Annotated in this window: 22 protein-coding genes; 7 read left to right on the top strand and 15 right to left on the bottom strand. The window is 53.1% G+C overall.

Going from position 1 to position 24,657, the window contains the following annotated elements:
• The 7 genes from QZV76_RS06480 to QZV76_RS06450 form a co-directional block, all read right to left on the bottom strand.
• The coding region (locus QZV76_RS06480) for a formate/nitrite transporter family protein (RefSeq protein ID WP_290599145.1) at positions 1–1,304 on the bottom strand (1,304 nt) is incomplete at its 3' end.
• Between the two features lie 184 nt (positions 1,305–1,488).
• A complete protein-coding gene (locus QZV76_RS06475) occupies positions 1,489–2,094 on the bottom strand; it encodes a hypothetical protein (protein WP_290599144.1) in 606 nt (201 codons plus the stop codon).
• A gap of 112 nt (positions 2,095–2,206) precedes the next feature.
• The gene (locus tag QZV76_RS06470) at positions 2,207–2,617 is read right to left on the bottom strand and encodes a hypothetical protein (RefSeq protein ID WP_290599142.1); all 411 of its coding nucleotides are present in this window, start codon (positions 2,615–2,617) and stop codon (positions 2,207–2,209) included.
• Between the two features lie 94 nt (positions 2,618–2,711).
• Positions 2,712–3,524: an MFS transporter gene (locus tag QZV76_RS06465; protein ID WP_290599141.1), complete on the bottom strand. Its 813-nt coding sequence runs from the start codon at positions 3,522–3,524 to the stop codon at positions 2,712–2,714.
• Positions 3,466–3,945 (bottom strand): hypothetical protein, encoded by a 480-nt coding sequence (locus tag QZV76_RS06460; protein ID WP_290599140.1) that lies wholly within the window; start codon positions 3,943–3,945, stop codon positions 3,466–3,468. Before QZV76_RS06460 ends, QZV76_RS06465 begins: the two co-directional genes overlap by 59 nt.
• A gap of 57 nt (positions 3,946–4,002) precedes the next feature.
• Positions 4,003–4,707, bottom strand: a complete 705-nt coding sequence (locus QZV76_RS06455) for a hypothetical protein (RefSeq protein ID WP_290599138.1) — start codon at positions 4,705–4,707, stop codon at positions 4,003–4,005.
• A gap of 143 nt (positions 4,708–4,850) precedes the next feature.
• Entirely contained in the window at positions 4,851–5,033 is a 183-nt protein-coding gene (locus QZV76_RS06450; RefSeq protein WP_290599137.1) for a hypothetical protein, read from the bottom strand.
• A gap of 229 nt (positions 5,034–5,262) precedes the next feature.
• Here QZV76_RS06450 and QZV76_RS06445 point away from each other — a divergent pair, with 229 nt between their 5' ends.
• From QZV76_RS06445 to QZV76_RS07510, 4 genes are all read left to right on the top strand, one after another.
• Positions 5,263–5,502, top strand: coding sequence for a hypothetical protein (locus tag QZV76_RS06445; RefSeq protein ID WP_290599135.1), 240 nt, complete (start codon positions 5,263–5,265; stop codon positions 5,500–5,502).
• A gap of 323 nt (positions 5,503–5,825) precedes the next feature.
• Positions 5,826–6,386 (top strand): hypothetical protein, encoded by a 561-nt coding sequence (locus QZV76_RS06440; protein WP_290599133.1) that lies wholly within the window; start codon positions 5,826–5,828, stop codon positions 6,384–6,386.
• Between the two features lie 111 nt (positions 6,387–6,497).
• Positions 6,498–7,565, top strand: a complete 1,068-nt coding sequence (locus tag QZV76_RS06435) for a bile acid:sodium symporter family protein (protein ID WP_290599131.1) — start codon at positions 6,498–6,500, stop codon at positions 7,563–7,565.
• Between the two features lie 220 nt (positions 7,566–7,785).
• Positions 7,786–8,355, top strand: a complete 570-nt coding sequence (locus tag QZV76_RS07510; protein WP_366664352.1) for a restriction endonuclease subunit S — start codon at positions 7,786–7,788, stop codon at positions 8,353–8,355.
• On the opposite strand, the gene QZV76_RS06430 is transcribed toward QZV76_RS07510, so the two are convergent.
• The 8 genes from QZV76_RS06430 to QZV76_RS06395 form a co-directional block, all read right to left on the bottom strand.
• Positions 8,352–10,979 carry an HsdR family type I site-specific deoxyribonuclease gene (locus QZV76_RS06430; protein WP_290599150.1) on the bottom strand — a complete coding sequence of 876 codons (2,628 nt, stop codon included), beginning with the start codon at positions 10,977–10,979 and terminating at the stop codon, positions 8,352–8,354. The two genes, QZV76_RS07510 and QZV76_RS06430, sit on opposite strands and share 4 nt — an antisense overlap.
• A gap of 41 nt (positions 10,980–11,020) precedes the next feature.
• Positions 11,021–11,515, bottom strand: a complete 495-nt coding sequence (locus QZV76_RS06425) for a type I restriction endonuclease (RefSeq protein WP_290599129.1) — start codon at positions 11,513–11,515, stop codon at positions 11,021–11,023.
• Between the two features lie 11 nt (positions 11,516–11,526).
• Positions 11,527–12,141 carry a restriction endonuclease subunit S gene (locus QZV76_RS06420; protein WP_290599128.1) on the bottom strand — a complete coding sequence of 205 codons (615 nt, stop codon included), beginning with the start codon at positions 12,139–12,141 and terminating at the stop codon, positions 11,527–11,529.
• Position 12,142: 1 nt separating this feature from the next.
• Positions 12,143–13,585, bottom strand: a complete 1,443-nt coding sequence (locus QZV76_RS06415; protein WP_290599127.1) for an N-6 DNA methylase — start codon at positions 13,583–13,585, stop codon at positions 12,143–12,145.
• Positions 13,479–14,681: an N-6 DNA methylase gene (locus QZV76_RS06410; protein ID WP_290599126.1), complete on the bottom strand. Its 1,203-nt coding sequence runs from the start codon at positions 14,679–14,681 to the stop codon at positions 13,479–13,481. Before QZV76_RS06410 ends, QZV76_RS06415 begins: the two co-directional genes overlap by 107 nt.
• Before the next feature lie 194 nt (positions 14,682–14,875).
• Positions 14,876–15,799, bottom strand: a complete 924-nt coding sequence (locus QZV76_RS06405; protein WP_290599124.1) for a site-specific integrase — start codon at positions 15,797–15,799, stop codon at positions 14,876–14,878.
• A 194-nt stretch (positions 15,800–15,993) separates the two neighbouring features.
• Entirely contained in the window at positions 15,994–16,641 is a 648-nt protein-coding gene (locus tag QZV76_RS06400) for a YqgE/AlgH family protein (RefSeq protein ID WP_290599123.1), read from the bottom strand.
• Between the two features lie 6 nt (positions 16,642–16,647).
• Positions 16,648–18,117 carry a CCA tRNA nucleotidyltransferase gene (locus QZV76_RS06395; protein WP_290599149.1) on the bottom strand — a complete coding sequence of 490 codons (1,470 nt, stop codon included), beginning with the start codon at positions 18,115–18,117 and terminating at the stop codon, positions 16,648–16,650.
• Positions 18,118–18,349: 232 nt separating this feature from the next.
• Here QZV76_RS06395 and QZV76_RS06390 point away from each other — a divergent pair, with 232 nt between their 5' ends.
• From QZV76_RS06390 to murJ, 3 genes are all read left to right on the top strand, one after another.
• Positions 18,350–19,546, top strand: a complete 1,197-nt coding sequence (locus QZV76_RS06390) for an NUDIX domain-containing protein (protein WP_290599122.1) — start codon at positions 18,350–18,352, stop codon at positions 19,544–19,546.
• A gap of 76 nt (positions 19,547–19,622) precedes the next feature.
• On the top strand, positions 19,623–22,133 hold the full coding sequence (locus QZV76_RS06385) for a DUF6049 family protein (RefSeq protein ID WP_290599120.1): 2,511 nt from the start codon (positions 19,623–19,625) through the stop codon (positions 22,131–22,133).
• A complete protein-coding gene (gene murJ, locus QZV76_RS06380) occupies positions 22,126–24,540 on the top strand; it encodes a murein biosynthesis integral membrane protein MurJ (protein ID WP_290599119.1) in 2,415 nt (804 codons plus the stop codon). Before QZV76_RS06385 ends, murJ begins: the two co-directional genes overlap by 8 nt.
• Positions 24,541–24,657 lie beyond the last annotated feature (117 nt).

Raw genomic sequence — 24,657 nt, 5'->3', positions numbered from 1 at the left:
TTCTTGTCCTCCTTGGGGGTGCGGGCTTGGGCGCGTTCCCGGTTGCGGTTCGCCATAGTTTCTTCCGCTATCTGCGCGCAGCGGGTGCGTTCCTCCTGAAGAATGCGGCTTTGTTTACGCTCCTCGTCCGTCCTATTGAAGTGCTGCCCCATACGGTTGAAGTGGGCACTAATGCGGTTCCCCAAGTCCTGCCAGGGCCCCTCGGGGATAGTTTCGCCGGAGGCTGCTTCCAGTTCTTTCTGTAGTTGGCTGCGCATATCGTGCCCGGAGATAAGGAGCCCGCGCGCATCGTCAGCCAGCGTGTCCCCATTGTGCATTTCGAGGGCCACACGGATACGTTCCATGCGGACTCGGTCGCGGGCCTGCAGGGCGCGGGGGAAGGCGACGCACACAATGCCGCCGAACATGTTGAGGGGGATAATCCACCAGAGGAAGTCCAGGATTTCTAGGGGTGTGACGACGGTGGAGCCGGCGCAGCAGGCACCCATCATAATGAGTGTGTCGAGGACACTGTGCAGCATGCCGAAGCCGAAGAGGAGAATGCCGCCGAAGAGTGCCGCCATGATCTTGCCGATGACCTCGCTGGTGCCCATCTGCATGCGTGTCATGAGGGTAATGCTGATGCCCGCAATGATGGCCATGAGAACAGTTTTGAGGTTGGGGGTGAGGGAGGCGAAGTACTCCCCGTGTTCGATAAGTTCCTGGTTTGATTCGGGGAAAGCGGTGACAGTGGCCCACATGATGGCGAGCCCGCCAACAAGGTTGCCGAGGAACGTGTAAAACCAGAAGCGGATCAGTTGCGGGATGCGGGCGCGGCGGGCAACAACGGCGAAGGTGGGGACCAGAAAACCCTCGGTGAAAAGCTCAGAGTGGGCTAGGAGGAGGGTGATGAAGCCCAGGCTGAAAGCGATGCCGCCGACAAGTTGGTTGCCGGTGAGGTCGGTGACGCGCATGCCGATGAGGATACCGAGGCTGATCTCCATGCCGCCCATGACGCCGGTGATGAATTGTTGGGGGCGGGGGCGGGCGAGGCGCTGGCGGCCTTCGCTGACTTGCCGGTCGAATGCGTCGTCGAGGGCTTCTTCGCGGTGGAAGGTAGCGTTCTCGTCGTCAAGTGTGGCAATGAGTTCTTCTTGTGCACGTTCCCGGTTTTTCGTGAAACGCTCTTCAAGCTGAGATTTTTGGCTGCTTTTCTGGGGGCTCTTCTGGACGCTTTTCTGGGCGTCAGAACGAGAGTTGGGGTGAGTGTCGGCAGAATGAGTGTCGGCAGAGTGAGTGTTTTTAGCACTGTCCATGATTCCCATGTGGGTTCACCGTCCTTAGGCAGGGTGAATTCGCAAGGTCATTACCTGCCAGAGTACCGGGGTCTCCTACTTCTCGCCGCAGTAATACGACGCAGCATGACCGGGATATGCGGCGCTACCAGGGACGCGACCATCATCGATCGCGAGGAGCGTACACCTGGTGTGCAGAACGTGCAGCTATGTTCTAGCGCCCGGTACCGTAGAGGGGGTCGTCGGGGTGACGAATGGGGCCGCGGATAAGCCCGGGTGTGGGCAGAATGCGGTTCTTTTGAGGGTCTTTGTGGTGGACGATGGGTGGATCGTTTGAGTCGGGGCGATGGTATGCCTGGTTGCGCCCATCGGTGGCCAGAGGATCCGGTGTGCGCTGTTCGGTGAAGAGTTTTTTGTAGGCTTCGCGTACCCCGGGGTCGTAGACGGGGTGGTGGAGGTCTACGGTACTGCGCCTGGAAGTGCCGTACGTGGGGTTGTGTTCTACGGGTGGAGTGTAGGGTGTGTACTGAGATTGGGGCATGTTGCCGGGTTGGGGGAAGCTGAGGCCGGCGGTGTCTGCCCGTAAAAGACCAGGATTGTAGCGGTTGGTAAGAATGTGGTCGGCGCGGGCGGTGAAGGGGGCTTCGGGGAAACTGTAGGTGCGGAATGCGGGGTTTTCTAGGGCTTCCCGCCGGTGCTTCATAATGTCGTTAAGTGCAGTATGGGAGGCGGAGTAGACACGGGTGAAGTAGTCAATGCGTTTGGCGACGTTGATTACTTGTTGGCTGAAACTTTCAATGGAGACTACCCACCGGTGCATACTGACGCCGGTGGCTTGTGTGATGGCTGCCCCCGCATGGTGAATGTTGATGGCGAAGCGTTGCAGGGCGGTTCCCGCATTGTGCCATGCGTGAGCGGGAATGGCGAGGTCTTTATCGGATATTTCCGCAAATTGGATGGCGAGGGTTTCTACGTCCCGGCCGAGCTGTTCGCAGTGCAGTGCGGGGGGGTTCTAGGGCGTCATCATTCCATTGTTGGGGGAATGCTGTTGCGGTGGGGCGGCTAGCGCTGTGGTTAACAGAGCAGTGTTTGGCGAGTTCGCTGGCTAGCCGGTCGGCTTCGCTGAGGTGCCAGTTCATGACGGTTTCGGCGCCGCAGGCACCGTGTATGAGGTGCGTGAGTTGGCGGGAGTAGGACTGGACGGAGGCCAGTGAACTGGTGGGCAGCGTGTAGGTACTGGTGTTAGTGAAGAGGTGCGGAGTGTCCTTTATAACATCGGTGAGCTGCAGGTATGCGTCCTTATACTGTCCACTATTGCCATGCATTGCGGAGTTCTCTGCCACCTTACTTGTGTGTCACTACTTGTGTGTCACTTTTACGTGCGTGCAGTATTAAACCACGTTTCTGCCCCGCGTGGGGACGCTACTTTTACTCTTTTTAGTTCTTTTCGCTGGTTGCTAGCTGGTCGTCCACGTAGCCCGGCGCGGCCGCAATGTAGCCAGTAATGGCGAAGGGGATCACGAGGACCAGGCAGAAGATGAGGGGTACTGTCCAGCCGGTGGTGGCCTGCAGGAGCACACCAACGAGGAGCGGGCCGAGGCTGGCGATGAGGAAGCCGAAGGACTGGACGAAGGAGGAGAGGAGGGCGGTGGTTTCACTGCTGCGTCCACTCCAGCCGATGAGGGTGAGGGCCATGGGGAATGTGGTGTTGGACAGGGCGAAGAGGATAACCCATAGCCAGGGCACACTGTCTGGCGCCAGTAGCATACCCAGGTAGGCGGGGGCGGCGATAGAGGCAATGCCTGCCACCAGAGCCCGCGGATTCTTGGATTTTTCTAGCAGTGTGGGGGCCAGCATGGCGCAGGGGATGGAGAGGAGCTGCATGAGGCCGGCGAGCATACCCGCATAGTTTTGGGAGACTCCGTAATCGCGGAAGATTTGTGCCAGCCACCCCATTTCGACGAAGGCGTGGAGGGATTGGATACCGAAGAAGAGGGCCAGGGCACGGGCTTTCTTGGAGCGGAATAGTGTCCACAGTTTCGCTGATTCCGCCTCGGTAGCGGCACCCTCTACGTCATCGCCACCAGGTAGCTCATTTTTGCGGCGCAGTGCCACCAGGATAGCGGCGGGGATAACCGCCAGAAGTGCCAGGAGACCCCAGAAGCCGATGGCGCCAGACAGTGTGCCCTGGCTATGGGTTATCCTCTTCGCCCTGTCCAACACCACATTCCCCATGGCCCTCACCCTCATCGGCTGGAGTGGACGCAGCAGTGAAGGTGGGGATACGTTGCGGGAAGTGCGTTTTGACGAAGGCGGGCATGAGCACATTGGTGATGGCGATGCCGGCGAGGGCCACAATAGAAAAGACAATGAACCCGGCAGTACCGCCCATGAAAGCGCGGACGATAAGCCCCAGACTGAGGGCAACCATAGCGACCAGCATGGTGACGTGCAGCCCACACCTGCGGGACAGCATGGGGGTAATGAGGCCCACCAGGGCGAAGATGAGGGTGGGGAGGCTGGTGAGGAAACCAGCCATGGCGTCTGACATGTGCAGACTATCTTGAATCTCTTGCAGGACAGGGCCAATACTGGTGACGCCGGCGCGCATATTCAACGCGAAGAGGACGACAGCGGCCACAAGAAGTACGTGCAGGTGTGTGCGCTTCATCACTCTACCCTACGGCATTTGGCGCAATAGACCTATTTGAGCTGCAGATTCAGGAGGTTAGGGGTGTTCGGGGACTTTGCCGAAAACAATGCTGATGGGGCTTACGGCTACTTTTCCGTCTACGCCGCCGGTCAGTATTCCTACTGTTGAGCCAGTATGAGGACCGGATTCTGCTACTATGCCGGCACCGGAGTCGCCGGGGCGGCTGAAAAGTTGGCCCTCCCAGCAGTTAAGCCCACCTTGTAGGAAGATTCCTATGCGCTGTTTCAGAACAAATTTGTCGCCGCAGGGGTGGAGTTTTTGTGGTGGCAGGTAGCCACTGGTGTAGCCGGTGGTAACGCCGCGTTTAGAGATCCGTATTTTCTCCGTGATGGAAGTTAATGGGTAAACATTGCTAATAGTGGATTTTTGGGGGGATCCCAGCCCCATGTCGATGAGGGAAATATCGTAGTGTTTAAAAACTTGGGTAACTACACCTACCCGGTAGAGGGTTTTACCGTTTACGCCGTATACGCCTTGTCCAACGAATGGAACACAGTGCCGGACGGTAACACCGTAGGTGCGGCCGTCAAGTTTAACGATGGCTCCCAGGGTGCAGTCGGAGTCTAGTTTCCGGTCGAAGTTACTGTCCATGTAGATTTTTTGCCCGGCGTGGGTGGTGTAGACAGTGGACGCGTATGCGGCACCGGGGGTGAGCGCGCCAGCGGAGACAACGGCTATTGTAACGAGACCGGCAGCGGCGGCATGCTTAAATAGTTTCATAGTGAAGCCCTTCTTTTCACACTATACGTGTCCGGTAGCTGGTCTCCTGTTACACGCGTTTGGGGATCATTCCATAAATATAGCCTCATTAAAGTTTGCGCACAGATTGTGTGCAAACTGTGCAGATCCTAGAGCATGCCCAATTATTTCACTCTGCTAAAAGGTTTTGTTACTACTTCCCCAACCTCAACATCGGCCATGGGGATATCTAGCCACACCGCCGCTAAATCCCGCGCTTGTTCCGCAACATCGTCCATGCTCTTAGCCTGTGTATATTGACCAATCTCTGGCACATAAACAATCCAGTATTGTTCCCCGTGTGTCACTATGGGATTAATGGTGTGCATATACTGCCTTTATCTTCTATATCAACCATATAAACCAGAAAAATATCCCTAATACGGATTATAAAGCGGGACACCAGTGTTCCATCACTAATAATTCTTCTCAGGTGCATCGTACGCACGACCCACACGTATCCCTAGGACGCTCACAGCGCGAGTTTATGAAGTGCCTAGGGTTCTCTCGTGGGGTGGACGCGATTCTCGTCGTGTTATGAGGCAAATGGAGGCCCTTGCGAAGGCTCGTTTCACCCTTTCCAGAGAATTTGACTGTGATGAAGGAACTCTTGAACAGTCGTTAAGTAGTGTTGTGGCGACTTCAACAGCCTTGTGGTTTCCCTCCAAAGTTGAGGAGGCTGGCCAGGATGGTCTTTTTGAGTCAAACATTTGTGTCTCGCATGAAATGATGCAAATTCTCGACAGCGCTATGCCAGTTGATCTTCGAGCGTGGTGATACCTTAATGAGCAGTCGAAATCTCCACTTGTTCTCGACATCTACCAATGGCTCGCCGAACGCGCACACCGCGCACCCAAAAGAGGCGTATTCATCACCTGGGAATAACTCCGCGACCAATTCGGCACCCAAAATGCCGCACTACGCTCCTTCAAAACCAACTTCCTCCGTTCCCTCGATGTCGTCATGAAGGTGTACCCTGCCAATATCGACATCGAACCCAACGGACTACGACTCCGCTACACCAAAGCACCCGTCATGGAAGCCCCGAGTTGGGAACTGCCACAAGGACATTAAAAAATATTCACATTAAAGGATTCATTATGAAACGATTCACCGCCGCTGCTCTGTCAATTGTGCTAAGTGTGGGTGTGAGTGCTGGTGTCGCCCAAGCTCAAGATTTCTCTGATCCAGCAACTACTCCTGGAAAAATCACTGCTCACCCGAAGAAACAATCTCTTCTTCAACCTCCGGTAGAAGCAACAATTTACGCAGAACCATACGGCATCGTCCCAGACCATCATGCAGCTGCTAATTTTTCGCCTCTGGGTACTCGAAAATCTGCAAAAATTCGTGGTTCATTGCATCAGCCTCTTCGATATAGCTTATTCTTTAATAGTTTTGAAGAATGCCAGGCAGATTTTGACCCTTACGCGCACGATTTCAGCGTTATGAACGCGATTATTCCGCCACATTGGATATGGATGGCGAAAAATGACTGGACACAGCAGATCAGTACTCAGTGCTATCAAATTTATAACGGCAAATGGGTATACGAATACAACAATTTCTTTGAAATGCCAGTCGTCCCCAACCCCCAGAAACTACCAGGCCGCTACCCGAAAGACGTTCCCCCAGAACAACAAAAATACCTCCGAAAATAACTAGTCTTGAGGACAGACGCTCGGATCCCATAAACCCCGTTTATGACTCCGAGCGTCTTCTTCTGCCGCCCGTCTTTCTTTCCTCCCCAGCCAGATCGTTAGACTTGATGCATGGCCACACGTAGCAGCATCTCCCCCAGCCGTTTCCGGCGGCAGCTGCAACGCATCAACAAGCACATTGATTGGCTGATCGTTGGCCTACTCCTCTGCATTCTGCTGGCCAGTTTCTTCCCCGCCAAAGGCAGTTTTGCCACCGGCATGCACTATGCGTCAAAAGTTTTCCTCTTCCTCCTCTTTTTCTTTTATGGCGCTAAACTAGCCCCCCGCGAAACCCTCCTGGGGCTAAAGAATTGGCGACTCCACGCCGTCATCTTCTGCTTCACGTTCATCCTGTTCCCCATCATTGGGGTGGGCCTTAAATACGCCACTATTGGCTGGCTTGGGCAGGGTTTAGCGCTTGGCCTCCTCTACCTCACACTGGTGCCGGGCACCGTACAGTCCTCTATTGCCTTCACCTCGGTGGCGCACGGAAACGTGGCAGGCGCTATTGTGGCCTCCAGCCTGTCGAATATCCTGGGGGTTTTTCTCACTCCGCTGCTCGTAATGTTGACGATGGCCACCACCGGCGACGTGCATATTACGGGACGCAGCATTCTGGATATTTTCCTGCAGATACTATTACCGTTCATCATTGGGCAGCTGCTGCACAAGTATCTGGGGCCAGGGTTGAACCGCCACCCCATTCTTACGAAAACCGTTGACCGCGGCACCATTTGGATTAACGTTTACACCGCATTCTCACAGGCTGTTGTGGAAGGCGTATGGATGCGGGTGACGGCCCTGCACCTGCTGGCGCTGGTCGGTATCTGCATTGCGGTGGTGAGCCTGGTACTGGTCCTCTCCTGGTGTATGGCGAAAGGTTTAGGGTTCAACCGGGAGGATTGCATAGCCGCCCAATTCTGCGGGTCGAAAAAGTCTCTCTCCAGCGGCATCGCCATGGGTGCGGTCCTCTTCGCCGGCAGTACTGGGGAATTGAGCGCTGGTATCCTCATGCTGCCGCTCATGCTGTTCCACCTCTTCCAACTCCTCATCTGTGCAGTGCTGGCAGGCCGCTACGGGCGCCAATGGGAGCGGGAACACACGCATGCGCATGCGAATGATCAAGGTGCTGCGCAGTAAGCTAATTTATGATTTTTACTTGTACCAGTCTGCGCTCGTAGAAACGTTCTAGCTCCTCTTCTTCACTTCGCCGTTCTCCGGTGAACTGGATTCCTTCTATACCTCGAGCCATCAGCATCTTTCCTTCCATGTCCTATAAAGACAGTAAAGAAAACCGCACTCCCCCAGTTATACCCAATGCACTACCCTGCTAATTTAGGCATAACCAACAGATAGTGACATAAATTCAACTAGCTTAAACCTACGAATCACACACAAAACTATTTCAACTGACGCTTGGGAACAGCGAACTACCGATTCCTTAGTTTCAAAAAGCTATGGGGGCGGAACTCCATCTACTGAAAATAATGATTTTTGGCAGGGATCACTTCCGTGGATTCAATCATCAGATTTAGTTGATGGTCTTCTATCGAAGGTTACCTATAAAAAATACATTTCATCGGCTGCTTTACGCTGTTCAGCAGCTCAGCAAATTCCACCAAAATCTATCGCTATCGTTACTCGTGTAGGCGTCGGAAAACTTGCGCTAGTTGATGTTTCATATGCTACTAGTCAGGATTTTATATCTCTTTCCGATATACGGTGTAATGAATTATTTCTCTGTTACAACCTATATCTAAGTCTTAAAAAGATAATTGGCAGAGTCCAAGGAACTGCTATTAAGGGCATCAATAAGGAGGAGATTTTAAATAGGAAGCTAATGATCCCGGGTTTAACTGAACAGGGAATGATAGGTCAATTCTTCTCTCAAATTGATTCCCTTATCGCTCTTCATCAGCGAAAGGGCTAGTTGGGTGTGTCTGGTTCTTCTAGTCCTTTGGGCATTGTTTGGTACAGGATGTATTCCTTGAGGATGGTGGCTATTTTCATTCTGCGGCGGAATAGTTTAGGTTCTGGTTCGTGGATGTTGTCGAAGTATGTTGCGGCTAGGTTTTCGTCTACGGTTTCTTTTAGTGCATCGAATCTGCCGTATTCGTTGAGTGTGTTTTCGTTGGGTTCGGCGTCAATGAGTTCTGTGAGTTTGTCTTTTTTGATGCCGAATGTTTTGACGAGCGTGTCTATTTGTTGGTTTTTTTCTTTTGCCGCGTATTCGGTGATGTAGTCCTGGAATGTTTTTTCATCATTGAGTTGGGCGTCTCCGCTTTGGATGTCGTGGAGGAAGATGTTTGCGTGTTTTTGTTGTTCTTGTGTGAGTGTTGCAAATGAACTGTGTAGTTCTTCTAGGACTGATTCGACGACGGTTTCGTTTGCGGATGGGTCGTAGAGCGCTTTTATGTATTTTTTAAAGCGCGAATTCATGAATTTTGTGTCGATGTAGCCGGTGTCGATTTCGGTGAGGTGTGTTTCTATGTCGAAGGGTAGGTCTTCTTCATTATCGTCACTGTCACTGGTTTTTTGTTCGAGTTCTTTATAGCGTAGGGCTAGTGTGAGGTAGGTTTGTTCGTCTAGTGTGACGACAATGCTGTGGCTGGGGTTTGTGAAGTCGTAGTGATCTTTTTCCCAGGTGAAGCCTTGTATTCGTGCGGCTTCTAGGGTTTTGGTTAGTTCTGAGAATAGTTTCGCGAATTGGCCTCGTTCGGCGAGATTGTCGGGTAGTTTTGTGAAGTTTTCTACGCCAGCTTTGTTGAAGAGTGTAGTTATTTCTTTTGTTGTGTCGTTGAGTTTTTTGAGGTGTGTGTCAAGGTGGTCAACGAAGAGGTCTAGTGGTTTGTTTCCTGAGTAGAGTTCTACGGCTTTGTCAATGTTTTGCCTCATGGTGGCGGGTTTACGGTAGTAGCGGATTATTCCGAATGGTTTCTCTGGGCCGAATAGGCGGTTAGTGCGGGAGAAGGCTTGAATGATGTTTTCGTATTTGAGAACTTTGTCCAGGTAGAGGGTGTTTATCCATTTGGAGTCGAAGCCGGTGAGCATTTGGTCGACAACGATTAGTAGGTCGATGCGCTGATCTGAGTTTTCCCCTATTCGGTTGTAGGGTTTTTTGTGTCCGAGGCGTGCTGCTACGTCTTTTTTGTATTTTTGCCAGGTGGCTAGTGTGTAGTCTTGGCCGTAGTTGCGGTTGTAGTCTTCGAGTATTTCGATAAGGCCGTCTTCTTTGAAGGAATTGTCTCCTCTGTTGTCGATGTTGGGGTCGAAGAGTACCGCTATTTTGGTGGGTTGTGTACTGGGGTTTTCTTTGAAAAGTCGGTAGTATTCGATGGCTTCGGGGATGGATGAGGTTGCTAGCAGTGCGTGAAATTTTGAGTTTTTACTGTGGGCGATCCATTGCTTGTAGATGTCTTCTACTACGGCTTTGCGGTGTTCTGGTTGTAGGTATTGGCTTTTGGGTAGGTAGTATTCGATTCCTTTGATGGGTTTTCCGGATTCGTCGAGTTCTTCTTCGGCTTGGGGGACTTTTCTTGGGTCCATGAAGTGGTTGAAGATTTTTTCTTTGTCCTGGTCTTGGAATACTTCTGATTCGTTTTGTGCGTGTGCTTTGTTGAGGGCTACGGCTTTTCGTAGTTCTCTCGCGGGGTAGGTTTCTACCATGTAGGGATCGAAGCCGAGAACGTTTTCGTCTCTGATTCCGTCTGCGATGCTGTATCTGTGGAGTTCGCTGCCGAAGATGCTTACTGTTGTGCTGTTTTTCTTTTGGTTTTCTTCATGGATGGGTGTTCCGGTGAAGCCGAAGAATACGGCGCGGGGGAATGTTTCTTTGATGGTGGCGAGCATGTCGCCGAAGGTGGAGCGGTGGGCTTCGTCGACGATGAAGACGATTCGTTTGTGGTTAATTTCTTCTATGTCTGCTGCTCTGCGTTCTTTTTCGGCGCTTGCGAGACTCATTTTTTGTATTGATGTGACGATGAGGGAGGCGCGTGGATCTGAGCTTTTGAGTTTTGTTATGAGGTCGTCGGTGTTGGTGGTTTCTTGGACTTCTTCTGATTCGTCGGCGAATCCTCTGTATTCCATGAGGGATTGGGTTCCGAGTTCAATCCGGTCCATGAGGAAGATGACTTTGTCGGCGTCATGTGATGTGGCGATGAGTTGGGCGGATTTGAAACTGGTCATGGTTTTTCCTGACCCTGTTGTGTGCCAGATGTATCCGCCTCGTTGGTCTTTCTGGTCCCAGTCGATGCGGGCGACTTTGTCGGAGATGCGGTTGGCTGCATAGTACTGGTAGCTTCGCATGACTTTGAGAACACCATCGGTATCGTCGGCGACGGTGTAGAAGCCTATGAGTTGGTGGTCCATGGGGATGGAGAGGAGGTTTTCTATGATGTCTCTCCAGTAGTTGCATGGTTCATTTTCGAAGTCTGCCCAGTGGAAGTAGTAGTTTTCGTTGAATTCACCGTCTGGGCCGGGGTTGGCGAAATAGACGGTTTCTTCTGGGGTCATGGCTACGAAGACCTGAATGAGTGAAAATAGGTCTGTGAATATTCCTTCGTGGGCGTATTTAGCGATCTGGTGGTAGGCCTCGCTTACTGGTATTCCGCTTTTTTGAGTTCCACATGGATGACGGGCATACCGTTGATGAGGAGCATGAGGTCGCCACGTCGTTTTCCGATAATGCGTGAGGCGGCTTTAAATCGGGGTTGTTGAACTATTTGGTAGCGTGATTGCCCTGCAGCAATTTCGTGCCGATCATAAATTTTGAGGCTGACTTCTTTACCTAAATGTGTAGGATCGTCCGGATTATCTCTGGTGATGGATACAGTTTTACCGTTGATGAAACCATTGAGGCGAAGTGACGTACGTAATTCTTTAACCTGTTCAAGAATTTGCGCCATTTCAGTGTCGGTGAGTGGCGCATCACCTAAACGGTCAACCTGTCGATTGTTTTCGAAAAGAATCTGAGCCCAGTTATCAATTAAATCCTGCTCAGTGGGGTACCGTAGAACCTCTTTTTCCCAGCCTTTACTTTGAAGAGCCTGGATTACTTTCTCTTCAAACTCAGATTCGGTAGAAACAACCACGTCAGTCACCTTTATACAAACATCTTGGAAAGAAAAGCACTCTTAAGCTGATGAAGTTTCTCCAGCTTTCGCTGATGAAGAGCGATAAGGGAATCAATTTGAGAGAAGAATTGACCTATCATTCCCTGTTCAGTTAAACCCGGGATCATTAGCTTCCTATTTAAAATCTCCTCCTTATTGATGCCCTTAATAGCAGTTCCTTGGACTCTGCCAATTATCTTTTTAAGACTTAGATATAGGTTGTAACAGAGAAATAATTCATTACACCGTATATCGGAAAGAGATATAAAATCCTGACTAGTAGCATATGAAACATCAACTAGCGCAAGTTTTCCGACGCCTACACGAGTAACGATAGCGATAGATTTTGGTGGAATTTGCTGAGCTGCTGAACAGCGTAAAGCAGCCGATGAAATGTATTTTTTATAGGTAACCTTCGATAGAAGACCATCAACTAAATCTGATGATTGAATCCACGGAAGTGATCCCTGCCAAAAATCATTATTTTCAGTAGATGGAGTTCCGCCCCCATAGCTTTTTGAAACTAAGGAATCGGTAGTTCGCTGTTCCCAAGCGTCAGTGAAGCCTTTGAATCTGATTGCTGGTGTTAGTGCTTGTTGGGGCATGTTATTCACCTGCTAGAAGGGTTTTGAATTCGGCGAGTGCGGCAAGGTCCGTATCGGAGCCGGTGAGTGAATCCAGCATGCCGGCTAGTTCGTGCTCTGTTTTACGGATTTCCCCATCCAGATCTGCGAATGTCACCTCATATTTAGCATTGAGGGCGGCTACTGCGTCTTTCAATGTTGAAATAATTGTTGAGGGTATGGAGGATAGTTTCTTCAGTAATGGTTCAATCCATTTAGTGTCAAGAAGTCGATTGATGTCATCTTTTGAAAGGATTTCAATTGTCTTTCTTGTTAGATCCTCAATATCGGCTTTCTTCTTCTTGATGTCTTTTTTGAGGTGGCTACTCTCATCACGTAGATTCTTCGCCCGGATCATGATGAATTCGGGGGTGCCTTCCTCCCAGTCTTCATCTTTGGATGTTTTTCGAAGAATTTTTACTTCACGGTTTAGTGGTGTGGCAAGGAATGCGTCATTGTCATCATTGAGGACGTCACTTAATTCCATCTTGTCTTCTTCACTGAGTGAGTCCACCAAATCTGTTAGCTCAAACTGGGCCTGTTCCAGGCGCTCTTCTAATTCTGCTACAGCTTTAACCTGTTCTGGCATAAGAGTTTTTTGCACAATATCGAAGGGGATAATGCGCCCTTCCCAGCCTTCTTGAACTTCCTGGTCCTTACCATTTTTCTTCTTCACTACCATGTGAGGGTCGATAGCCCGGATAGTGTCGAATCCTTCCCGCTGAATCATTTCTAGGTCGAGGGAAACTGTTGTCCATTGCTCATGCAGCATTTGGAATGCGGCGTATCGGTCTACCAGTGGAATGCCGTCTAGGCGTGTAAAAATGTCTTGGGTGAGGAGGTTTTCTTCCCTCGATACCTTTACAGTTTCACAACGTGAAACTAAATGTTCGTGGAGGAAATCACCGAAACCATCAAAAGCCCGCCGATAGTTCTCTTCAAACTCCAGTACCGAAGCATGACCATTCACAATGGCAGCAGGGTCGTCCTTACACTGTGCATAACCATTGGGCTGCACATCAAACAGTTCTCCGCGTAGACCTGGGAAAGCCTCCCAGTATGGGGATAACGCATCGATTTCATTCGCGGGAATTCCCCCAAACATGGAGGCGTAAATATCCCACGTTTCTGGGTCCTCTGAAGAATCAACATAGCGGGGAATATTAAGGTTGTAGTCGTTTTCTCGAATCTCATCACGGCTTACCAGTCGTGAATACTTCTCAACATCTGCACGAGCCGCAACTACATCAACGATGCGGCGAATATCGCCAGCGCGAAGCATATTATTCTTCCCGCTCTTCACGAATCCCTTCGACGCATCAACAATGAGTGTATCCGTAGAATCTCGCTTCTGCTTCAGCACCATAATGATGGTCGGAATACCCGTCCCGAAGAAAATATTGGGGGGGCAAGCCAATAATCGCATCAATATGGTTATTCTCGATAAGATTCCGACGAATCGTACCTTCCTCACCACCACGGAAAAGCACCCCGTGAGGAAGAACAATAGTCATAATGCCATCCGGCTTCAGGTGGTAAAAATCATGCAGAAGGAATGCATAGTCAGCTTTACTCTTCGGGGCTAAACCAAACCGCGCATAGCGGGGATCGGACTCTTTCCCCGTTGGATCCCATTTCTGCGAGTAAGGCGGATTAGACACCACCGCATCTAAATACAGTGGCTCGTAAGTATTTTCTGGGTCATTATCCTCAAAATAGGGCCAATCATCCTCCAACGTATCCGCGTTACGGGTCACAATATTGTCCGGTTTAATACCTCTCATCACCAGATTCATCCGTGTGAGGTTATAGGTATTCTGCTTCAACTCCTGCGCGTAGTACTTAATCCGATCCGGATCATCAATATGGCGGGCCAAGGCCTCACCAATATTCAGCAACAATGATCCCGAACCACTTGTTGGGTCATAGATACGGATCTCTGTTCTGTCCTGCAAATGGTCAGCAATAATGAGACTCATCAACAGGGAAACCTCATGCGGGGTATAGAACTCGCCCGCTTTTTTACCAGCGTTAGCAGCAAATTTAGAGATGAGATACTCATAGATGAAGCCAAGAACGTCATAGTCCTGCTTCCCATCCATGGGGATATCGTCAATAAGATAAATTAAATCCCGGACGGCTTTTGTCTGCGCCGAAGCATTATCGCCAAGTTTAGAAAGACCCGTCTGTAAGGTATCGAAAATACCGTCAAAAACCTTCTTATAGCGGGGATGAATCAGACGTTCAAAAGCAGACAATGCGTCTCGGACATCAGAAATATTAAAATCTGACCCCGCACTAATCCACGTCGAAAAAAGATGTTTATAGGCGATAAAGTACCCCACATTTGACTGCAGGTACCCCACTACTTCCCCATCATCCTCAACAAGTTCATCGGGTAAAGAATCCTCATCCATGCCCTCTTGGAGAACGAATCGAAGCTCAGTCTCAGAAAGGAACTTGTAAAAAATAAAGCCAAGAATGTAATCCTTGTATTCGTTGGCTTCCACCCTCGAACGCATCCTGTTAGCCGATTCCCAAATTTTTGCAGCCAACTGTTGCTTATTCACAATTACACCCAACTTCCGAGCATGATTCACTGCAGTGGCTTAACGCCACATAGTCGCAAGAATTCTACCTGTACCGTGTAACAAAAAGAATGATCCTGCCTGAAACTTCCCGAAAGAACACCACCAGTACGCACCAGTTTCAGTATTTAGGTCAAACTTGAAAGAAGACGCATCACAAGATCAACATCTTGATTCTCAAGCTCCTGCACAATATGCACATACGTCTTCTGCGTTGTATTAATCGACGAATGTCCCAGCCGCCTTGCTACAGACGCAATAGACACCCCCGCAAACAACAAAAGCGACGCATGCGTATGGCGAAGCCCATGAATAGACACAACAGGAATACCCAAACGCCCACAATAGCGCTTAAGAATCCCATTAATTGTGGAATTGTAAACAGCACCATTCACAAAAATAGGTTCAGACTTCGGAAGATTCTTCGTTAACTCCGAAAACTGAATAATCGTCTGCCAATCCAACGGAATCTTCCGCACCGACGAATGATTCTTCGTTGGCAAAAACCCAGTACCGTTCTTGTAATCCCACGTCTTCGATACTGACACCAACTGGTGTTTAAAATCGAAATCTTCCGGAGTTAACGCAAGAGCCTCCGAAAAACGCATACCTGTTTTTGCCACCAACAAAATGAAGTAATCCCAATTAACCTCATTCTCAAGATGCAACGATGCCAGAAGAGTCTGCAGCTGAAACTGGTTAAGATACTTCTCCTTCTTCACACGAGGAGTCTTACCTTTAATAACTGCCTTGCGGGTAGGGTCACGTGGAATTAAACCATCATCAACCGCATCTAGAATTGCCCCCTTCACCTGGTGATGAAAATCCATCACTGTCTGCCGCTCATGCTCAGCCGCATACGCATTCAACAACCGCTGATAAGCGATCCTGTCAATATCCTTCAACTGCAAAGTGGGCACTAGCCGAACCAGCCACTTATGGGTCATGCGATACTTCCCCATCGTGACGCTTCTAACAGCATCCTGCTTGTAAACCTCTATCCAGCGCTCGTAGTAGTCGCAGAATAGTTCATTCGTAAATTGTTGAGTCATAAAAATCACCTCTCAAAGAGGTGCACACCGGCGATATTCTTCCCCCTCTTTATATAAGCCCCTCGAAGCACTCCTGTAGCCATGGCACAACCCACCATACGGTCGCACTGTTTAAGTGCTACCCTGCTAATTCCGCTGTCTAGCTAGCCATCCCCGGCAGTAACGGCTAGCCCTCCCTAACTAGCACCCTCCCACTAGTTCAGTCGTGGGTCGACGGGGCGACTGGCGTAGAGGTTGAGGGGCCAGGGTTGGCGGCGCACTATTTGGGCGTAGAGGTCGGTGTGGTGGTCGGTGCCGAAGTCGTTGTCGTGGGCGTCGCAGACGTACCAGTCTCCGCGGCGGATTTCGTCTTCTAGTTGTCCTGGCTGCCAGGCGCAGTAGCCCATATAGAGGCGGTAGGATTCGGAAATGTCCTGCATGCGTTGGACGGCGTTGGGGGTGGGGTCCATAAGGAATGTTCGCCCGTAGACGGGGCGCAGTATGGATAGGTCTATGGGGCAGTGTGGTTTTAGGCGGAGTAGGCCGGTGACGCGTTCTTGTTCTACTGGGCCGCCGATGAAGAGGCTGGCGGGTGTGGAGCAGTAGGGGGCGAAGGCGGGGAGGACGTCGTGGACGGATACTTCGGATTGTTCGTTGAGGATGACGCCGAAGGCTCCTTGTGTCTGGTCGTATTCGAAGAGGTAGACGATGCAGCGGGAGAACATTTCGTCGCGGATGTCTGGGGCGGATACCAGGAGGCAGCCTTTGTAGAGTTCATTCTGGTCCATGGCGAGGAAGATGCGGTCGCCGAAGGCGCCGAATTCGCTGAGGTTCCCGTAGGGGTTTGTGCGAAAGTCACTCATACTCGATCATTCTTCCTGCCGCTCTGCACTTCCCGTGCGCTCTACACTTCCAGCGCGTTCTGTACTTCCTGCGTGCCCTGCCCACCAGTTTTGCAGGGCGGCAACGGCTTCATCATGCTCCATGGGGCCCTGCTCAATGCGTAGGTTTTTGAGGTATGCCCAGGCTTTCCCCACTTCCGGGCCGGGGTTCAGTCCTAGGATCTGCATTATTTCATTGCCGTCCAGGTCGGGGCGGATAGCTTCCAGGTCTTCTTTTTCTCGCAGCTCAGCAATACGTGCTTCGAGGTTATCGACCAGGGCTTGTTGTTGTTTGCGTTTCCATTCGCGGGCGGTGGTGCAGTCGGCGCGCACCAGCAGGTTGAGGCGGTCGAGGAGCGGCCCGGCGTCGGTGACGTAGCGACGTACGGCGGAGTCGGTCCATTCGCCGTCACCGTATCCGTGGATGCGGAGGTGTAGGTATACCAGTTGGCTGATGTCGTTGATCATCTGCCGGGAGTATTTGAGGGCGCGGAGGCGTTTCCGCACCATGCGGGCGCCGACGATCTCGTGCTGATAGAAGGTGACGCCGCCGCCTGGTTTGGGGGCGCGGGTGGGGACTTTGCCGATGTCGTGGAGGAGCGCCGCCCAGCGGAGGACTAGGTCGGGGTCACCGGGTTCCAGGTCGCAGGCTTGTTTCAGCACGGTCAGGCTGTGCGTGTAGACGTCCTTGTGGGGAAGTTTCGGGTCGGGTGGCATGGCCATCGCCGGGATTTCGGGGAAAATGTGGTCGGCTAGGCCGGTTTGGCAGAGGAGGTCGATGCCGTCCCACGGGTAGGCGCCCAGCATGAGTTTGTCGAGTTCCGCCTGGATTCGTTCGGCGGTGATGCGGGTGATCTCCCCTGACATTTCGGTGATGGCGGCGGTGACGCGGGGGGCCAGGGTGAAGCCTAGTTTGGAGACGAAGCGGCAGGCGCGGATCATGCGCAGTGGGTCGTCGTGGAAACTGACGGAGGGTGTTTGGGGCGTGTCCAGCACACCCATTTCTAGGTCGTTGATACCGCCTAGTGGGTCGCAAAAGTCTTGTGTGCCATCCCCGTGGAGGCGTACCGCCATGGCGTTGACGGTGAAGTCGCGGCGGACTAGGTCCCCTTCTAGGGTGTCACCGAATTGGACGATGGGGTTGCGGGAGACACCATCGTATTGGTCGGCGCGGAATGTGGTGATTTCAATCTGCCACCCGTTGCGGCTGGCGGATACTGTGCCGTAGTCAATTCCCGTGTCCCACACGTTATCTGTGCACGTGTTCAGAATGTTGGTGACGGCATCAGGGCGGGCATCGGTGGTGAAATCCAGGTCCATGCCCAGCTCGCCCAAAAGTGCATCCCGCACAGATCCGCCCACTAGGTAGAGGTCGTGGCCGGCGTCTTCGAAGGCGGCGGCTAGTGGGATGAGGGTAGGGGCCAGGCTGCGCAGTTGGACTTGGGCGGTGGCCATCATGCGCAGAATGCGCTCCTGGTCGGGCTGCCCAGCTCGATCGGCATTGTCAGCTGGTTTATCCTGCCCGGCTAGACCTTGCCCGGCCTGCTGCTGGGTTTGCTGGGCTTTCGGGGTTTTTGGGGTTTTCTGTGGGTTCGTGGGATGCGTCATCGACTGCAAGTTTACTAACATCGTCAGCTATTCGGCCAGGAACTTAGCCCTTGCTACTGCAGACAAGTAGAATTGAATAATCGTGGACAGTAAACGCAAGACCCCAACCGGCGGGAATTGCCGGCCCGGGCGTCGGCGTAGTTCCCGCCCTGCCGGTGCACCAACTCCCGCAGCGGAGCGCACCCCGGCTCCTGTTGTCGTGCACACTAGTACGCTGGTAACCCCGCAGCCGACTGTTTCCCCTCTTGCCCCACGCCCTGCACGCCCCACGAAAACTCCCCGCAATGGGGCTATTGTGTTGGATCCCCATGGTGTTGCCGGGAAGGCCCCTAAACGCTATACCCGCAGTGCCGCCCAGAATAAGGGTCGCCGCCCCGTCACCCGTTCTCTCACAAAAAGCCAGGTGAAGCGGAGCCACGGCCGGTATTATCCGGAAACGTCGGCTGGTGGTTTAGTACTCCGTAATATGCGGCGTGCTTATAATCCCCGCACAAATAGGGTGTATTTGTCCACGGTGAAGGTGGCGCTTATTGGCCGCACGGATCGCCGTGGGCGCCTCCTCTGGTCTCTTCCCAAGGGGCATATTGAGGATTATGAGACTGTCCCCATGACGGCTATTCGCGAGGTTCGCGAGGAAACCGGCATTGAGGGGGAGATTATTAAACGTTTGGGCACTATTGACTATTGGTTCCTCTCCGATGGCAAGCGGATCCATAAGACTGTTCACCATTATTTGTTGCGGTTTACCGGTGGGGAACTTTCTAATGCTGACGCGGAGATTACCGAGGTCAAGTGGGTGCCTTTGAAGGATCTGCCGCGGGTTCTCAGCTACGCTGATGAGAGGAAACTCGCCCGACGCGCTATTGGTACTGTGTCTGCCTGGATTCGTCATGAATACGGCACTGGCGGCACAGTAGTGACTGTGGGTAAGGACACGTCTGAGAAAAACACGTCTGGGAAAGAGCGCAAGAACCGCGACCAGAACCAGAACCGCAACCCCAAAAATCGATCACAAGCAGGGCAAAAACAAGCGGAACAAAAACAAGCAGGGCAACCATACAAGGGTCACAAAGACCAGCAACAAAAAAGCCAGCCACAAAAAGACCGAAGAAACCAGCCGCAAAAAGGCCAAACGCAGAGAACACAATCACGGAAAGACCAGCCGCGAAAAGACCAGTCGCAGAAAGAACAAACACGGCAGGGGCAGGCGCGCAGGAGACGCCGCCGGCGTGGGCATCGTGGTCGTGGCCGTAATGGTAACTCGGCTCCTAGTTCTTAACAGGCCCGTTGTCGAGTAATTTAGAGGCGGAGTGTTATCCGTCTCAGTTCTGTAGGCGACCACGATAGGAGGGACTATGACGACATCGCTGCGCCGCCGTTTAAGCAGCCTTGCTGTCGCCATGTGTACTTTCGTCGCCGCCACCAGAATGGGTACCGGCATCGCAGCCAGCACCGATATCACTGCTGGGATGGATAATGCCGCAATTGCTGCCGCCGAGGTGGATAGCGCCGCTGGAGTTACTGGTGCCGGGCTTGCTGCTGCTGCATCGTCCTCGGTGGAGGATTCTGATCTAGTGGGTCTTAGCGATGTCCCGGACCCTACCCCGGATGCTTTACATATTTCCCTCACCTGGATAACACCTGACCGTATTGATGGCCAGTCGAAGAATTCTGTGACGGTTAGTGGCACTCTCACAAATGTTGGCAAGCTGCCCATTAGTGATATTGACGTGCGGCTCCAGCGGGGAGACTATGCTCCTTATGGTAATGCGTTGCGGCACACGCTTACTGAGGATCAGATTAACTATCCCACAACGCTGCCTTTCCACCATCTTGCCACCACCCTGAACCCGGGAGACAGTACCTCGTTTACCCTCACTGCCCGTATCCATGGTGGTGACGGCGACACGCTGAACATCAATGCCCCCGGTGTTTATCCGCTGCTGGTGAATGTGAATGGGCGGGTCAGTAATTCTGACAGTGCACGCCTGCATGATGCCCGCGTGCTCCTTCCTGTTCTTTCTCTCCCCGGTAGCGATAGGCAGGATCCCGCTACGGTGGCGTCCCGGCCCACCACTATCTTGTGGCCGCTTGCTCTTACGCCGCAGGAGGCCAGCTACTATAGCTTCAGTTCTATTGCTGTGCTTCGCAATGAGAATTTGGGGATTTCTCTGGGTGAGCATGGCCGTCTCCGTGCTCTGCTTGATGCGGCGGGATCATTGCTGAAAGACCATGCGTTAAACCATTCTGTGTGCTTCGCGATTGACCCAGATTTACTGCGCACTGTGGACCGTATGACGCGCCCCTATCGTGTTCTCAATACTCCCAATAATTGGCATGATGGAATGCACCGCGGCAAGCATACTAAAGACGCTCAATCGTGGATTGAGGATCTTCGTTCCCTCACCGCCAATAATTGCGTTATTGCGCTGCCGTGGAGTGGCGCCAGCTTGGCGACCACTACCCATCTTCTTCCCGATAAGCCCCACCAATTAATGGAGGATAGCCGCCGAGTTACCGCCTATTTCCTGCATAAACACTTAACTAGCCACGTTATTTGGCCGAATACGGGAACACTTACTCCCTACGATATTCCCGCTCTCGACCACTCGGAGCTTCTCCTGTCCTCCACTGCCCTCACGACCCACACAGATAAGGGCTTTGGGCAACTATTGCGCTACGACCACGCTCGTTACACTGTTACTCCCTACGACAGCACTCTTTCCACCGCTCTTGCCGCCACTGGACAGAACCCTGTTAATACTCCGTATAGTCCCAGTGACAGCCGCTATGTTCTTACCGCGGATAGTGCCACCGCCCGCATGCAAGACGCCACCGCTACCCTCTTGTGGAAAACCAGCGCCGCTCTCCGCCGCGAAAAACCCGCCCACAACACATATGCTGGCACTCCCCTCCTCATTGCTCCCCCACAACAATGGAGCGTTACCGGTGATGATCTTGCCACCTTCACCAGCACTCTCCGCTACCTTGCGCAGCACAATCTCATTACTGCCCAATCCCTCACAGACGCATTAGCACAAGCACACACAAAACCCATTCACGGCACCTTCACCACAAGCAGCCCCCTCACAGAGAGCAGCATGAGTGCCATCACCCAGGCCATTTCCCACATCCACCACTACCGCAACCTCTTTACGGACAAAAACGACAATAACTTCTACAAACGCACCCGCTATAACATCTACCGCGCCGCCACCACCCGCACCCTGGGTCTTGCCCCCACGCTTGTGGGCAACATTCCCCCCTCCCACAATCACCAATCGGATACAAAAACACGCCGCCACGGCGATAGCGACTCCGCCAACACCAGCGGCATTACCCTCAGAACCCCCGATGACCTCGCCTACCCCAAGGCCTACGCACGCAGCATTACCCTAGCCGCCCACGCTATCCGCAGCTCCGTCACCCTCATTAAACCGGGCAGTATCTACACACTGGCCTCCACCGACTCCGGACTAGTGCTGGTAGCGCGCAATGAGCTACCCGCGGACGTTACCGTCACCGTCCATACACGTGAACGCCTTACCGATGGGGACAAACCCGCTAACACTACGAAGGATCTCACGAAGCCACTGCGCGTCACTATCCCCGCCCAGTCGTCCCTGAACATTAACATTCCCGTCCACCTCCACTCTGGTAAATCGGTTCCTGTACGAGTGCAGCTTTTAAGCGCTGACCAGCAAGAACTTGGCACTACTGTGGATATGACGGTCCGCGTTAGCCACCTCACGCCGCTCCTCGGATTCCTCCTGACCGCCGCAGTGGTTATTCTGGCTGTTCTTATTGTGAAGCGTGTGCTCCCACTTATCCGCCGAGGCAACGGACAAGGAAGCACCCATGAGTAAAGAAACCGACCGCGCTATACGACGCGCCCAAGAACTTGAAGCCACCGGCGTAGCCAGCGAAGACAGCGACAGTGACGTCCTCCGCTCCACCGGCACCATGGCCATCGCCACACTCCTCAGCCGCATCACCGGCTTCATTAAATCCACCCTTCTGGGCGCCAGCCTCGGCGCCGCCGTCTTCTCCTCCTTCAACTCCGCTAATCAGCTCCCCAACCTCGTCACCGAGATTGTGCTGGGTGCTGTCCTCACCAGCCTGGTTGTTCCCGTCCTAGTACGCGCCGAAAAAGAGGACCCCGACCACGGCGCCTCCTTCATTCGCCGCCTTATCACCGTTTCCAGTGTGCTGCTGCTGGTGGTGACGGTTATCTGTGTGGCTGCCGCGCCGCTGCTCACCCGCTTGAGCCTGGACCCAGACGGCAAAGTGAACGTCTACCAGGCCACCAACTTCGCCTACCTGGTACTTCCGCAGATCTTCTTCTACGGTGTTTCCGCCCTGCTGATGGCCATCCTCAACACGAAGGGTGTGTTCAAACCGGGGGCCTGGGCGCCCGTGTGGAATAACATAGTCGTCCTTGTCTTCGTCACCCTCTACTGGGTGATTCCCGGCGGGCTCGCAGCCGACGATAACGGATCCCTCACCAATGGGCACATGCTGCTCCTAGGCTTAGGCGCCACCATTGGCGTAGTGGTGCAAGCCCTGGTGCTTATATCGCCCCTGCGCAAGATCGGCATTGACCTCCGCCCCGAATGGGGTATTGATAGCCGCATCAAGCAATTCGCCGGCATGGGTGTGGCCATCGTTGTCTACGTGGCTATCAGCCAGGCAGGCTACTTCATCACCAACCGCATCGCCTCCGTGGCCGACAATGCCGCCCCCGGCGTTTACTCGCAGGCGTGGCTACTGCTCCAAATGCCCTACGGCATTATTGGGGTGACGCTGCTCACCGCCATCATGCCGCGACTCTCCCGCAACGCCGCCGACAATAACACTGCGGGCGTGGTGCGGGACCTTACCGTCGCCACCAAACTCACCATGATCGGCATTCTCCCCATCGTGGTCTTCATGCTGGTGTTCGGCCCCGAGATCGGTGTGGCCCTCTACGCCTACGGGCACTTCTCCACCTCCGCCGCCACCGCCATCGGCCTCACCGTCTCCCTCTCCGCCTTCACCCTAATCCCCTACAGTATCGTGCTGCTGCACCTGCGGGTATTCTATGCGCGGGAAGAAGCCTGGACACCCACCTTCATCATTATCGCCATCACCGCCACGAAGATTATTCTTTCGTTCCTGGCTATCCACATGGCACCCAGCTCCGAATCTGTGGTGGTACTGCTTGGTGTCGCCAACGGCTGCTCCTTCATTGCCGGCGCCACTATTGGTGCCTACCTCCTGCGCAGTAGCATTGGCACACTGCAAACCCGTGATGTACTCCGCACCTGCCTCTGGGTATTGGGTGCCTCCATAGTGGCAGTGAGTATTGCCTTCGGAGTGGACCACATCCCCTTCATCCGCAACCTCTCCACCCAGCTGGGCTCCGCCGGCATGATTATCCGCGTCCTCATCGCCGGGCTGCTCCTTGTCACCATCACCATTGCCATCCTCTCCCGTAGTTCACTGCCCGAAATGGCCACAGTGGAGGGGGCATTATCTCGTCTGCCCGGCGCCTGCGGACGCTACTTCGCCGGCCGCGCCGCACAGCGCACAGCGCAGAACACCAACGTACAAAACACAGCGCAGAGCAATGCACAGCGCACAGCGCAGCATACAGTGCAGCGTGAGAGTGTGGACGCTGCTACCGCCCGTGAAACTAGCGTTGACGACGCCACGTATACTGACGCCACACAACACCAGCCGCAGCATCGTCCGCAGCATCTCCGTCATCCCTCCGGCTGGCGTTTCTTCCTCTGCTCTATTGTCAGTATTATTCTGGCAACGGCTATTGGGGCGGGCCTTTTCGCAGCTCTCCGTACTCCTCTGGACCATGTTGAGGATCTACACCACCGCAATGATGTTTCCTCTAGCACCACGAAAACTCCTTCCCCGCGCAAGCATTCATCTGTGACGGATACGTCCACAAAGCCGTCCACAAAGCCCAGTACGGAAGAGTCCCCCACTACCTCCGGGGCCCCGCATGATAATCCGGCGGCACCTGATTCCACTTCTCGCCACTCTGGGCGTCGTTCTCAGCAGAATGATTCCAGCACGCATTCGCATGGGTCTGGTCGTGCTGGGCACGGGTCTGGTTCACACGGTGGTCCGCGTGGGTCTGGACACGGGTCTGGTCATGGATCCGGGCATGGGTCCGGTTCACACAATTCTGACCAGCCAGATTCCGGCATACGCACCAAGATTGGTGACGATCTAAAAAATATTCACGACTATTTTTCTAAACAGTTAAGAAACTAGTTTACCTGCAGAAACACGGGTAAAAAGGGCGCGAAAAAGCCTTCTTCCACTCATGTAGCTCTCCCATGGGCATGGGGAGTTTTTTACAGTGGTTCGCAACAGGGTGCCCACTGCTCA

It is taken from the genome of Lawsonella sp., from assembly GCF_011525565.1.
GTDB lineage: Bacteria > Actinomycetota > Actinomycetes > Mycobacteriales > Mycobacteriaceae > Lawsonella > Lawsonella clevelandensis_A.
The sequence above is the reverse complement of the archived record's forward strand: the minus strand, read 5'-3'. Positions and strand labels throughout refer to the sequence as shown.